The 12,599-nt window shown below is 54.5% G+C and carries 12 protein-coding genes and 1 pseudogene; all 13 read right to left on the bottom strand.

Going from position 1 to position 12,599, the window contains the following annotated elements:
• Positions 1-15: 15 nt before the first annotated feature.
• Positions 16-2,775 carry an MGH1-like glycoside hydrolase domain-containing protein gene (locus ACJ77P_RS06430; protein ID WP_408999313.1) on the bottom strand — a complete coding sequence of 920 codons (2,760 nt, stop codon included), beginning with the start codon at positions 2,773-2,775 and terminating at the stop codon, positions 16-18.
• Between the two features lie 97 nt (positions 2,776-2,872).
• Positions 2,873-3,940 carry a hypothetical protein gene (locus ACJ77P_RS06425; RefSeq protein ID WP_367360360.1) on the bottom strand — a complete coding sequence of 356 codons (1,068 nt, stop codon included), beginning with the start codon at positions 3,938-3,940 and terminating at the stop codon, positions 2,873-2,875.
• Between the two features lie 42 nt (positions 3,941-3,982).
• Positions 3,983-4,463: pseudogene (locus tag ACJ77P_RS06420) on the bottom strand (AI-2E family transporter); the annotation flags it as partial.
• Positions 4,457-5,047 (bottom strand): membrane integrity-associated transporter subunit PqiC, encoded by a 591-nt coding sequence (locus tag ACJ77P_RS06415; protein WP_408999312.1) that lies wholly within the window; start codon positions 5,045-5,047, stop codon positions 4,457-4,459. The gene ACJ77P_RS06415 and the pseudogene ACJ77P_RS06420, both read right to left, overlap by 7 nt.
• Positions 5,044-6,711 (bottom strand): intermembrane transport protein PqiB, encoded by a 1,668-nt coding sequence (locus ACJ77P_RS06410; protein WP_408999311.1) that lies wholly within the window; start codon positions 6,709-6,711, stop codon positions 5,044-5,046. The genes ACJ77P_RS06415 and ACJ77P_RS06410 overlap by 4 nt, the downstream gene beginning before the upstream one ends.
• A complete protein-coding gene (locus tag ACJ77P_RS06405) occupies positions 6,695-8,026 on the bottom strand; it encodes a paraquat-inducible protein A (protein WP_408999310.1) in 1,332 nt (443 codons plus the stop codon). Before ACJ77P_RS06405 ends, ACJ77P_RS06410 begins: the two co-directional genes overlap by 17 nt.
• A 51-nt stretch (positions 8,027-8,077) precedes the next feature.
• Positions 8,078-8,809: a potassium channel family protein gene (locus ACJ77P_RS06400; protein ID WP_408999309.1), complete on the bottom strand. Its 732-nt coding sequence runs from the start codon at positions 8,807-8,809 to the stop codon at positions 8,078-8,080.
• 37 nt (positions 8,810-8,846) lie between these two features.
• Complete coding sequence (locus tag ACJ77P_RS06395; protein ID WP_367360365.1) at positions 8,847-9,428, bottom strand: hypothetical protein; 582 nt, start codon at positions 9,426-9,428, stop codon at positions 8,847-8,849.
• Between the two features lie 90 nt (positions 9,429-9,518).
• A complete protein-coding gene (locus tag ACJ77P_RS06390) occupies positions 9,519-10,076 on the bottom strand; it encodes a YSC84-related protein (RefSeq protein WP_408999308.1) in 558 nt (185 codons plus the stop codon).
• 28 nt (positions 10,077-10,104) lie between these two features.
• Positions 10,105-10,527 (bottom strand): hypothetical protein, encoded by a 423-nt coding sequence (locus ACJ77P_RS06385; RefSeq protein WP_408999307.1) that lies wholly within the window; start codon positions 10,525-10,527, stop codon positions 10,105-10,107.
• Positions 10,528-10,739: 212 nt separating this feature from the next.
• A complete protein-coding gene (locus tag ACJ77P_RS06380) occupies positions 10,740-11,429 on the bottom strand; it encodes a DUF3313 domain-containing protein (protein ID WP_367360368.1) in 690 nt (229 codons plus the stop codon).
• 88 nt (positions 11,430-11,517) lie between these two features.
• Positions 11,518-11,841, bottom strand: coding sequence for a putative quinol monooxygenase (locus ACJ77P_RS06375; RefSeq protein ID WP_367360369.1), 324 nt, complete (start codon positions 11,839-11,841; stop codon positions 11,518-11,520).
• A gap of 49 nt (positions 11,842-11,890) precedes the next feature.
• Positions 11,891-12,565 (bottom strand): potassium channel family protein, encoded by a 675-nt coding sequence (locus ACJ77P_RS06370; RefSeq protein ID WP_367360370.1) that lies wholly within the window; start codon positions 12,563-12,565, stop codon positions 11,891-11,893.
• Positions 12,566-12,599: the final 34 nt, after the last annotated feature.

The following is a 12,599-nucleotide window of genomic DNA, read 5'->3' as shown; positions in this document are numbered from 1 at the left end:
GTTTTGTCCATGGATTCATTTCTCTTTCTCACCTTCCGGTTTTCGCCGAAGGAAGGCCGCACCTTTGCCTGCCTCCAGTGCCTTTTGGGGATCGAACAATCCAAAAAGCTGGATCAGCTTGGCCACCAGTCCCGTCCAACCCGTTTGGTGGCTTGCACCAAGTCCGGCGCCATTATCGCCATGGAAGTATTCGTAGAAAAGGATATGGTCGCGCCAGAAAGGATCGGCCTGGAACTTCTCAGCGCCTCCGTAAACAGGACGCCTCCCCCGCTCGTCGCGCAAGAAGATCCGGATGAGTCTGTCCGCTATCTCCTTGCTCACCTCGAAAAGGTTCATCCTGTTTCCTGAACCGGTTGGACACTCAATCTTGAAGTTATCGCCGTAGTACAGGTAGAAATTCAGCAGCGCCCGGATGATCATGAGGTTCACCGGCATCCATACCGGGCCCCGCCAGTTGGAATTGCCGCCGAACATACCGGTGTTCGATTCGGCAGGCAGGTAGTCCACCCGGTACTCCTGGCCTTGCACATGGAGGATAAAGGGATGCTCTTTGTGAAACTTCGAAAGCGAGCGGATGCCGTAAGGGCCCAGAAATTCGTTTTCGTCAAGCATCATCAACAGGATCCGGCGCAGCCGCTCCGGATTCACAAGGGCAATGATCCCGCGCTCGGCTACGCCGAAATGCCCCGGCCCCGTTGGATGGATGGACGCCAGGAGTTCAGGCATGCGGCGCAGGCGCTTCTGCAGATGGGCCATTGCCAGAGGAATACGCTCCCTCTGCCATGCCTCAGTGACCGTTGTGGCGCACAAGGGAAGGAGCCCCACCATGGATCGCACCTTGAGCCGAGTGGCGCTCCCATCGGGAAGCCGCAGCAGGTCGTAGTAGAAGCCATCCTCTTCGTCCCACATGCCGTCCTGGTCGGAGCGGTTCATGGCGGCGGCGATATAATAGAAGTGCTCAAGGAACTTCAATACCATATCCTCATAGGTAGGATCGTGAGCGGCAATTTCAACCGCCAGTTCCAACATGTTCTGGCTGAAGAGGGCCATCCAGGCGGTGCCGTCCGCCTGTTCAAGGTGACCGCCGGTGGGAAGCGGAGCGCTGCGGTCGAAGACGCCGATGTTGTCGAGGCCGAGGAATCCGCCCTCGAAGACATTCTTGCCGAAGCGGTCCTTGCGGTTCACCCACCAGGTGAAATTAAGCATGAGCTTGTTGAAAGCCGACTTGAGAAAATCAAGGTCCACCTCTCCCTGCAGGGCCTGCTCGGTTCGATGCAGAAACAGCGTCGCAAAGGCGTGGACCGGGGGGTTCACGTCGCTGAAGTTCCACTCGTAAGCGGGCATCTGGCCGTTGGGGTGCAGGTAGACCCCGCGCAGCATCAGTTTTAACTGCTCCTTGGCAAAATCAGGGTCCACAATCGCAAGCGGCAGTGTGTGGAAGGCGAGATCCCATGCCGCGTACCAGGGATATTCCCACTTGTCGGGCATCGAGATGATGTCCTCGTTCAGCATATGGAACCAATCCGAGTTACGGGCGTTGCGATATCCGGCGTGGAGGGGGTTGGAGTGGTGCTCGTCAAGCCAGTTGTCGCCGTCGAAGAAGTAGAACTGTTTGCTCCAGAGCATGCCTGCAATGGCCTGGCGCATGACGCCAGCCGCATCCGGGGCGACCGAGGGGGGGGTCACGGAAGAATAGAAATCGTCCGCTTCCTGCAAGCGTGCCGCCAGAATTGCATCAAAGGCCGGCCCGAAGGCCGCGGGAACGCCTTTGACCGTCGGGCTTTTCCCTGATTCTCGCGCTGCCAGACGCAACCGCACAATCGCCGACTGGCCAGGTTCCACCATCAGCCGATAGTGTGCCGCAACCTTGGTGCCCTGCTTTTCCGGATTCACTGCATTCTGATTGCCATGGATTACACAGTCACTGACACCATCCTTTACATAAGGGCTTTCGTTCCCTTGCCCGGTGAAAAGCCGCTCATGATTCGTCTCGTTCTCGGTGAAGAGGAGCGGCGCCTCACCTTCGCAGGATAGGATGAATTCCCCCAGCAGCGGATGCGTTGCCACGACAGCGCTCGTGCCCGCCGCTGCCTTGATCTCCTTCAGGTTTGGCTTCCCGGGGGACCGATTGGATTCGGCGATCCATGCCGACCAGTCATTACGGAACCAAAGCGTCGGCAACAGGTGCAGTTCTGCCCTTTCCGGACCCCGGTTTACGGCGGTGATCCGCACCAGGATGTCTTCCGGGCCGGCTTTGGCATACTCCACAAAGACGTCGAAGTAGCGGTCTTCATCAAAGACACCGGTATCGAGCAGCTCATACTCCATTTCATCCCGGCTGCGTTTCCTGTTTGTCTCCACGAGGTCCGCATAGGGATAAGCTGCCTGGGGATATTTGTAGAGGTACTTCATGTAGGAGTGCGTTGGCGTCGAATCGAGGTAAAAATAATACTCCTTGACATCCTCGCCGTGGTTGCCCTCACTGTTGGTCAGTCCAAACAGGCGCTCCTTGAGAATCGTGTCCCTGCCGTTCCACAATGCAATGGCGAAGCACAGGTGCTGCTTTTCGTCGGAAAGTCCGGCGATGCCGTCCTCGCCCCAGCGGTAGGCTCGTGAACGGGCATGGTCGTGGGGAAAGAAATTCCAGGCGTCGCCCTCTTCGCTGTAGTCTTCGCGCACGGTGCCCCACTGTCGTTCGCTCAAGTACGGTCCCCATTTCTTCCACGCCTGCTCCCCTTCACGCGCTTCCTTGAGCCGTATTGTTTCAGCGTTCATTTTCCCTCTCCTGATTTTTTTCGCTGCTTAAGCTCTATCGTGCCCCTTCCTGGCTCGGTTTATCGCGCCTCGCTGCAGCCTTCTCAAGGCCGGAACACTAACTGATGGGAACGGTGACCGTCGGTCCCTGCGGCGCTGGTCCGGTTTCAGCCAGGCTGAGAAGGATCATGAGGAAGGTAAAAACCGTCTTGGATTTCCGATCCCGGTCGTCAATCCAGAACCAGTAGCCACGATTATGAACAGCAACGAAACTGTCCGATGGCTTTTCCCTGCCTATGTAAACCCGGAGCAGAGGGGACGCTTGTCCCTCTCCTTCCCCGATTTCGCTAGACGTCGCATAGGTGCGCCCTTCCGAAGCGTGTTCGGCAGGAACGTCGATCTGGGAAGCCAACTCGATGATGATGTCCATGATCGATCGGGTCAGGATGGCAATTTCGCCTTCCTGTGTCGGAGCCGCTCCATAGATAACTGTGAATTCTTCACGGTCTGGTTTCAGACCAAGCATTTGGCGGGTTTCCAATATCCTCTGCGCGGTTTCACGATCTTTTTTTCGCCGAAAGACAACAATGGCCGTATCCTGTTTATCCTTTCTCTCAATCCTTGTCCCTACCGCTCCTGATTTCTGAGTCTCTTCCAGAAGTCCAATCAGCCGCTTGAACTCAGGGTCTTGCTTCCGGGAAAATCCCGGCGCCGAGGACTGGTTGTCCATATCATTGATGGACTTGACGCACAGGGTGAACAGCATTCTAACAGGCCATCCGGCCTGAATCATACTGAGGAGAGCATAAGGCGTGATCGGCGTCAGGAGACTCCGGGTGAATTTTTCTCCGGTGAGTGGGGCATAGGTGATCGTCGGTTTTTCTCCCCAGGTAGATGTTCCACCGATGGCCTGAGTGTTCGCGTTGGGCGGGAAGGACCATCCCGCTGCCAGACTGACCGTATTCTGGATGCCAACCAGATTGATCACCGAGGTCACATCCATGAAGACCGGCGTGTCTGAGTAGCGGATCTTTACGATATTGAGAAGCATCTGGCTCTTCCAGGACTCGGAAACCGCAACGCTGTAATCGAAACGATCGCGGATGATAGTCGGACCCCCGAGGCGGGCACATCCTGTCAGTGTGAGTAACATCAAGAGGGTAATAAGAAATCCCGGTTTCTTCATGTCTAAAGTCTCCATCAGTTCCATTCAAACGAGCGACAGGCCTCATTCTGGCATGCCGGTACTCTGCCCTGTCCTATCCCCTCCTGCAGGTTTTAATAGGCGGCTATCTTCCTGCGCCGACTTCAAATCCGAATAGGTTTCGACATCGGCAACCCAGGTTTCCATTAATCTGTAACTCACGGAAAGCACCACTGGGCCGATAAAAAGTCCTATAATGCCAAAAGCGGCGAGGCCACCGATGACACCAGCGAAGATCAGGAGAAGCGGCAGATCGGCTCCCTTCTTGATGAGGATCGGCCTGAAGGAAATTGTAAAATGTGCCAACAAAGATCGACGCGACGACCAAGACCGTTCCCCATGTCGTCTGACCTGTCCAGTAAAGCCAGATGACCGACGGGATAAGAACTAGCCCTGGACCAAGCCGGGCAATGCAGAGCATGAACATCACCGCTGTCAGAATTGCGGTGGCCGGCACCCCGGAAATGGCAAGGCCGATGCCGCCAAGCAGTGACTGGATCAAGGCTTTAGCGCTTCGAATTCCCAAATCGTTTCGGCAATCTCACCGCTTAATCTTCCGAGAGCGCGGCTGTGCGCTGCCACCAGTCCGGTATAACCGCCACCTTCCGCAGATTCTGTCATGTTCGTACGGCGGCTTTCAGTCCGACCGCTCTTCCTGGAACTCACCGTCCATAGGGCATCCAGGACAACCCTTTTGCCAAGTTCCGATTCGAACCGGATAACATCGACCCCAACCCGATAAGCCGATTCTGCAGCGGAGGATTGGGGAAACACGCTCACTTGAGCCGTCCCGAGCACCGTAGCTAGGTTTTCAGCGATTACCCTTGCGATGTTGCTCTTCAGTGGTGAAGCCCAGCGGTCGAATTCGGCCAGAAGAACCTGATTCGGGCCAGTCCGGACGACGATCTGCGGTCGGTCAACGTCGGCAGGAATCGAGACCGGACCGACGGAGACGGAGACATTTGTCGACGTCGCCCCGACCCCTGTCAATGATGGGCTCAGCGTATAGAACTGCGGTGCCCTGGTTGAAGCGCAATTCGCCAGGAGCAAAGCGAGCGTCCCAAGGATTAAAATTTCGATCTTTTTCATTTAGTCACCTCCTGAGCCTTTCCACGGATGAGGGCATCGGGATGGCGTTCAAGATATTCAGCCAACTCGCTGATTGCCCGTGCCGCCCGTGAAATTTCCTGCAAGGCGACCCGCAGCTCCTGCTGCGCCGGCGCCTCCTTTCCGACGAGGGTCTTATCCGTGCTTGCCATCACCTGCTCGGCTTTCGAAATTGCTTTTCGCAGGTCTTGAACAGTCGTCTTTACTTCGGGAACAATCTCGCCATCGATGGAGTTCAGCGTTCTATCAGCGGTCTTCATCGCCGAGTTGAGTGTGTTGAGCGTCTTTTTCGCCTCTTCTCCGATGGCGTCCAAGGGCACCTTATCGATCCTGGCGATAATGCTGCTAATCTTGGTTTCCAGATCCTGCAGGCTGCTGGGCATCACGGGAATGACATATGGGGGCTTCGTCCAGTCCATCTTAACTTGAGGGGCGTTGGGAAAGCGCTCAAGGGCGACATAGAGCTGCCCCGTCACGAGATTTCCGCTGCGCAATTGCGCCCGGAGTCCCAGATCAACCAGGCGCTGGACAAAGGCGCGACGTTCAGTCTCGCTCCTGACCTTCTCTTTGACCGTGTCCGATAGTGCCAGATGCCCCATGAAGCGTGCCTGGTAGATCGAGATTGCCACCCTTGGACGGAGTCCTTGCGTCTTCGGATTGTATTCAAGACCAACGCGGGTCACCTCCCCGACGGGCAAGCCGAGGTACGTGACGGGCGCACCCATGGAAAGCCCCCTCAACGACTCCTGGAAGTAGAGGACATATTCCGTAACGACCGGTTCAGGCTCCTTTGCTGCGGCAGCATAGTTTTCATAAACTTTGAAGACGGCATCCTCCGCTGCGGGTGTTGCGTCTGGGTCAATTGAAAAGGTTTCGAAGGCGATGCCGCCGATCAGCATGGACACCACCGACTGGGTCTGCAGTGACAATCCGTCCGCCCCCAGGGATAAATCGATCCCGCTGGCGTGCCAGAAATGGGTCTGCGGCAAAATATACTTGTCGTAGGGGGAATTTACGAAGACCTTGATATCGATCGATAGGCCATCCTGTGCAAGGCCATAACCGATGACCCGTCCCACGTTCAGACGGCGGTAATACAGAGGAGAGCCTATCCCCACAGACCCCAGGTTGTCCGCCTGAAGGACAAACTGTCTGCCCGGCTGATCGATGGTAACCTCCGGTGGCGCATCGAGACCGACGAATTGCCGCCGTACCTTTGTGGAGTTTCCGAGTTCCAATCCAATATGATTGCCGGACAACAACGTACCGATTCCGGATACCCCGCTGAGGGTAACGCGCGGCTGTTCAACCCAGAATTTTGCGTCATCGACGATCAATCCTTCGGCGCTCTTGTTGATCTTCGCCGTCACCACAACCTTTTTGAAGTCCTTGGAGAGTTCCACCTTCTCCACCCGGCCGATGTTGACATCCTTGTACTTGACAAGAGTCTTGCCCTCCTCAACCCCCTCTGCCTTTTTGAAAACGATCGTGATCGTCGGGCCTTTACTCAGAATCTGCTGAACAGCTATCCCGATACCGACGAGTGCCGCGACGATGGGGATGATCCAGACCACGGAGAAGCGTATTTTCTTTTTCTCTTTGGCGTTGGCCTGAGGAAGATTGTTTAAATCAGCAGATTTCGTCATTTTGTTCCTCCTTGTTGTTACGAGAATCCCAGATCAGACGGGGGTCGAACGTTTCTGCCGCAAGCATGGTCAGCACGACGACGGCCGCGAAAAACACCACGCCGGTGCCAGGTCCCACGGACATGAGCGGCTGGAGCTGGACAAGGGCGACGACAAAGGTCACGACAAAGACATCCAGCATGGACCAGCGCCCGACAATTTCGACCAGCCGATAGAGCCGGATCCGCTCTTCCTTGCTCCGCATGAAACGACATTGAACAGAAATCAGCAGATAGGCCAGAGCGACAATCTTGGCCATGGGAATCACCACGCTGGCGACAAAAACGATCAGGGCCAGCGGCCAGGATCCATGCACGTAGAGCAGAACGACTCCGCTCATGATGGTGTCCTTCTCTGCGTAGGTCGGCGTCGTGGTACTCATCACCGGCAGCAGGTTCGCCGGGATGTAGCAGATCGAAGCAGCAATGAGCAGGGCCCAGGTGCGCTGGATCGAGTTTGGACGGCGCAGCTCAAGTTCCTGGCCGCAACGCGGACAATACCCCGGCTTCTCAAGATCGGTCGGCTTTGTCAACAGGCCGCAGCCCTCGCACAGGACCAGCCCCATCTTGATGCCGGTCAGTTCTCCCGGAGTTTCTTTTCCTTCCACTTCCCCTTCTGCCGGTTCCTTGAATTCCGGGGATGACGTCAATTGCTGACCTTCGCCATCGACCCACCGGATTTGCGACCATACCTGGTGCTTGTCGAAGCTGACCGTCATCGCCGCGATAAACATGATAAGCGCGCCAACGGCGAACATTCCGATACCGGGAATCACCGTCGCCAGATCGGCGATTTTTATCAGGGCAACCAGGATGCCGAGCATCATCACCTCAAGCATCGCCCAAGGCTGGTTGAAATCTGCCATCCGCAGAAGAGTTCCTACCCAGATGGGCGCCGGAGTCTGTCTCACGGCGAGCAGGACGGTCAACGTAAACCCGATATGGACCGTTGGAGCAACCACCGTGCAGAAGGCCACCAGTACGGCCGTAATCTGATGACCCTGCTGCCACAGCTTCAGAACCCCGCCCAGGATCGTCGTAACCGCCTGACGACCGACAGCCGACAGCCCCATGAGGGGCATTACATTGGCGATGATCAGGGCAATCAACGCGGCAACCGTAAGGGCCAGGGTCCGATCCAGGGAATCGGGCTTGCTGGAGGCGAGCGTATGACCGCAGCGCAGACAGCTCGCTGTTCCACCTGGAGTCAGCGTTGGGATACGCTGCAACAGGTCACAGTCAGGGCAGGCAATGATACTTTCGGGAAAAGGGATCATTTCGTTTCTTCCTTGATGCCGGATCTACCGGAATCTTCCCGGAGTTTAATCTTACCGCTCTTTCTCACCTTCGGCCGAATAAATAGCAACCAGCCGGGCAACGAGAATGGTAACATAAAACACGCCGGCAACGGACTCCGTTATCGCCAGCATTCTTGATACATTGGACGCCGGAATGATGTCGCCGTAGCCAACGGTCATGAGGGTGGCAAAGCTGAAGTAAAAAGCCTCGAATCCCGTCGGCACCTGCCTGGGCGCGGCCCCGAGGACGAAGGAAAATGAGTCTGGAAATATTTGCGCCACAAGTTGATAGGCAAAGGACCAGAGGAGTCCGAGCATCAGATAGTTGGCAATTGCGGCGCAGAGGATATCCAGACTCACCCGTGCCGCAGCGAGAACGAATCGCAGAAGATGCATCACAACAAAGCCACAGAACAGCGCGGCGGATACGAGAAAGATCTCCGGCGGCATCAGGTCGGGTCGAAAATAGTTCACCCATTTCCCGGCCACCGCCGGCACCGCCAGAGCGATCCCCCAAACCAGTGTGCTGCGCCGGCTGCCGATTGCCGGCAGAGCCGACAACAGCACCAGGGTCAGGAGAAGAGAAAGAACCAGTACGCCATAGGACATCAGCTCGATAAAGGGAAAGATCACAATCAACAGGACCAGCATGGCCAGAAAGGTGCGCATGGAGAACCGGACTGGCTCTTGCTCTTTTTCACCGGAAGCGTTCATGTGGTGTTTGTATTCCGCATTCCATTTCGGTCGCTTTGATCGAGGCATAAAACCTCCAGGTCCATGCTGAATCCCGGGAATATTTTTACGGACGTTCCACAGAAATGGCCTCCGCCTCGGTAAATGTGATCAACAGTTCGTCCCCGACGCTGACTTTATCCAGATTTGCCGGATCCACAACGTTCACCTTTACGGTCTTTCCATTTGGACCCATGAGAGAGATCGTGCCCCCATCCTTGTCGATTGCTTTCACTGTGGCGGTCAGCGACCTCTGCCGGGTAATCATTCCGCCGGGCATCTCGCCGGGCTTCGCCCGAACGATCGTTGTCGCCGTCCCTGCCCCTGCGGCCGTACCGGGTTTGATCACTTCCACAGCGACAGACTCCAGGAATTTAATCGTGACGATATCCCCTGTTTTAACCTGGGGAAGATTCACGGCTTCCTTGCCGACCTTGAAATCGCGGACATCCCCTCCCGAATCTTTGAGAGTGACGATCCGCTTCTTCATGTCAACGGCCACCACCGTGGCGGTCAGAACAGCCACTTTTCCCCTGACGATCCCGGAACGTTCATCGTCCCCATCTGACGTTTTGAAAGTTGCACAACCTGCCGCCATCAATGCCATCAACGCCAGTGCCATTAATAGAACAACACTTTTTTTCCTCATACGTCCAATTCTCCATTTCTTCCTCAATGTTATCGCCTTGAATCTTCAGACCAGGCACTGCTAAAAAATTTTCAATCCTTATGAAGATTTTTATCTGACGATCTTCGTTATCTTCGTCCCCTGCAGGCCGACTCCAGCCATAAGCCCTTTCTGGTCAAAGAAGAAGGCATAAATATCGGATTTCGCCGTAGTGGTCGATATGCCTCCTGCTGCTCCCACATCAACGACGACAATGTTCGGGGTCAAGCCCAGTTCCCAGCCTTCACTTCTGTCCAAAAATCTCAAAGCGGAGTCCGACATCAGGAACAACGCATAGCCGTACTTCTGGATACCGGCCTGCAAACCGTACGATGCCGAAATGGTACTGTAGAAACCCGCAACCTTCCCATCCTTTATCAGGGCGCCCTCACCGTATTGCCCCCCCACGATGAATCCACCTTTCACGATATCGGGAAAGACAAGGATGGCCTTCGCCTTCTGCCCCATTTCTCGCGCAGGAGTTGATTTTTCATACAGCTTCAGCAGAGCGATCTGGACATTGCGGTTGATTTCTTCTGCGGACGCCGCCACGGCCCGTGCCGTGGGCACGGAGATCACGACGAACAGGACAAGGACACAGAGAAAAATTTTATAATGTAAGCCTTTCATTCTTATCTCCTCCTTTATCCTTAAGTTCTTATTTATTTTCTGCTTTGATCAAAGGTATCCTGGCAGCCATTTCATAATCGATTACCGCTTTTATCTTGTTCTCGATCTGATAATAGCGCACAACCTTCATGTCGGGCAGGACTTCCCGGAATTTCGGCAGATATGCTCTGCGCAATTCGAGACCCAGCGTCTCAATGGTCATCAATTCATCAAGCAGCTTTTTTGCGATTTTGTCGTCCATCTTTCCATAGGCATCTCCATAATCCTTGATTAATTTAACGACACGCATGCGAAGCAGAAACTGCTCATTCTGATAATTTTCATAGACGGGCCAGAAGGCTTTGGCCTCCTTCTCGGTAAGCTGCATGTTTTCAGCTACGAGCAACTTTTTGTCTGCCTTGATCTTCTCCTGCAGGATCTGCATGTTGTCGCCGGATGGTTCATCAGCCATTCCGGTAATTCCAATACACAGAAAGAATATGGACAGTACAAAAGTCAAAAAAAGTGTCCCTGTTGTTCTTGCCATGAGATTCCTCCTCATAGTTTATTCTTTTCCTTAGCCGCATGGGATGAGAAGTCGGTCATCCGTCATCGGCAAAAGCATTTTACTGATGACGGATGTCCGATATCGAGTATTCCTCTATAATCCAGGGCATAAGCCCACTATTTTGCCGGTTCCCTTTTGATGCCCCTGGCTTCATCCAGAACCTTCACGATCCTCTCCGACCAGAACTTGAAGGCGTCCTCGGCTGATCCATAACTGGAAAAGCGCGAAGCGAAGGCCGCCTGTTGCTGATCCACCGCCATGACAAGCGGCTCATTGCTCTCGGAGTCGATCATCATCAGCTCGGCGCACGTCTCGCCGCTTCCTGCCCAGCCCCCCGTTGCACCCCTCTTAACGACACTGATGGCAATTCCGACGGGAATAATCGAGGTGACGGCACTGACACCGGGGTTACTCCGCTCGATATTGGTTATGGCAATTTTGATCCGCGCCACATCGGGACCGGGATCGACTACGATCGGGTACTTGTCCTTGAAGGCCGCAACCAGTTCTTTGTTGAAGGTGTCGGCAAGGTCTTTCAGCACCTGGGGATCAATGCCCTTGTATTCAGACTCGTCGGCGAGGTAGAAGATAACGCTGTCCACCATGAAACGGTTGTACTTGCTGAAATCCAACCCATCCTTCACCCACCGCAGTTTGGCGCCCCCTTCCGGTCCCGGCTTCAATTGCTTGTATACATCGGGACTACCCAGAAAACCGGAAAAAGGCGGATCTCCGGCAAATGCTACGGATGCGCTGAACACAAGACCGATTCCAATGACCAACAGTAATTTTGCCAATGCTTTCATAAATACCTCCTGACATCGTTTTATTGTTTTATCTTAAGGACCTTGGAGAAGATCCACCTTTAGCCTCTACCGTTTATATTCCTCCGATTCATATTCCCTTCCTCATCCTCTTCAGGATGTTAATCCCCTCCCAGGGAGTATTGTCCCCCACTCGAACCCTCACCGCCTTACTCAGCAGATCGACCGCCCCGAGAAGCGCGCTCCCGCTTGTCGATCGCATATAGCTCTCAAATTTCCTTTCATCCTCCCAGGCAATTGAAAGGAAGAAGACCTCTCCATCCTCCATATCCCGGTATATATGGGATTCAAGGCACCCTTCTTCCCTTCGCATCGTGGGCAGAAGCGCCTGCAGGGACTGATAGAGTTCCTGAAACTTTTCCGCTTTGGCCCGGAATTCAAGAGTGAGATTCATTGAACTCTCCTTAAATCGGAGTTGAAGAGGTCCAGCAACGCACAGTTTCTCATACAGTTTCCTGCTTATTACCGGATACCGTATAGAGGCTCACGAGCCGCGCCACGGTAATGGCGATAAAAAGCTGACCGATCAGCGTTTCCAGAATGGCCAGGGAACGGGCCTGTTCCGTTACCGGCAGGACATCCCCGTAACCCGTCGTCGTCAGTGTCACAAAACTGAAATAGATGAACCCGGCTCGGTTCTTCGCTCCCGCAAAGTTGAACGAGCCCGGATAGATTGTCTCAATGAGACTGTAGAGGGACGCCCATAGAAGCCCCATAAGCACGTATTCGCTGGCTCCCGCCATGATCATGTCCGCAGTCACGTTCTCCTGTCGAGCCAGGTAGAACAGAATATTGATGACGGCATATCCAAGGAAAAAAAAGACCGCTATTTGACTCGCCCACGAAGTCACCGCGCTTGGAAAAAGGAAGCCGAAAAGGTCGGCCAGGATGACGGTAGCCGCTATGGCGATGACGACCCACTGATTTTTCCGTTTTTCATAAACGGCCCAGACACAGGAAATGATAATGAACCAGAGGAAGATGTCGGTTACGAACGTTACGGCCACCGCACCTGCGATAAAGGGCCGCAGGAGAAAAAGCAGGATGATCGTAAAGAACAAATAGGAGAACCGTGCTTTCAGAATGACATCGATCATGCCTTTAATGGGTCGACGCATGGGTATTCCTCACCAGACACACCCTTGGAACTCA

The organism is Syntrophus buswellii (genome assembly GCF_046097065.1).
In the GTDB taxonomy this organism is placed as follows: Bacteria; Desulfobacterota; Syntrophia; order Syntrophales; family Syntrophaceae; genus Syntrophus; species Syntrophus buswellii.
The sequence above is the reverse complement of the archived record's forward strand: the minus strand, read 5'-3'. Positions and strand labels throughout refer to the sequence as shown.

Excerpts from the sequence above, each read along its gene's own strand:
- ACJ77P_RS06430 (WP_408999313.1), bottom strand. The coding sequence starts at position 2,775 with ATGAACGCTGAAACAATACGGCTCAAGGAAGCGCGTGAAGGGGAGCAG.
- ACJ77P_RS06425 (WP_367360360.1), bottom strand. The coding sequence starts at position 3,940 with ATGAAGAAACCGGGATTTCTTATTACCCTCTTGATGTTACTCACACTG.
- ACJ77P_RS06415 (WP_408999312.1), bottom strand. The coding sequence starts at position 5,047 with ATGAAAAAGATCGAAATTTTAATCCTTGGGACGCTCGCTTTGCTCCTG.
- ACJ77P_RS06410 (WP_408999311.1), bottom strand. The coding sequence starts at position 6,711 with ATGACGAAATCTGCTGATTTAAACAATCTTCCTCAGGCCAACGCCAAA.
- ACJ77P_RS06405 (WP_408999310.1), bottom strand. The coding sequence starts at position 8,026 with ATGATCCCTTTTCCCGAAAGTATCATTGCCTGCCCTGACTGTGACCTG.
- ACJ77P_RS06400 (WP_408999309.1), bottom strand. The coding sequence starts at position 8,809 with ATGCCTCGATCAAAGCGACCGAAATGGAATGCGGAATACAAACACCAC.
- ACJ77P_RS06395 (WP_367360365.1), bottom strand. The coding sequence starts at position 9,428 with ATGAGGAAAAAAAGTGTTGTTCTATTAATGGCACTGGCGTTGATGGCA.
- ACJ77P_RS06390 (WP_408999308.1), bottom strand. The coding sequence starts at position 10,076 with ATGAAAGGCTTACATTATAAAATTTTTCTCTGTGTCCTTGTCCTGTTC.
- ACJ77P_RS06385 (WP_408999307.1), bottom strand. The coding sequence starts at position 10,527 with ATGGCTGATGAACCATCCGGCGACAACATGCAGATCCTGCAGGAGAAG.
- ACJ77P_RS06380 (WP_367360368.1), bottom strand. The coding sequence starts at position 11,429 with ATGAAAGCATTGGCAAAATTACTGTTGGTCATTGGAATCGGTCTTGTG.
- ACJ77P_RS06375 (WP_367360369.1), bottom strand. The coding sequence starts at position 11,841 with ATGAATCTCACTCTTGAATTCCGGGCCAAAGCGGAAAAGTTTCAGGAA.
- ACJ77P_RS06370 (WP_367360370.1), bottom strand. The coding sequence starts at position 12,565 with ATGCGTCGACCCATTAAAGGCATGATCGATGTCATTCTGAAAGCACGG.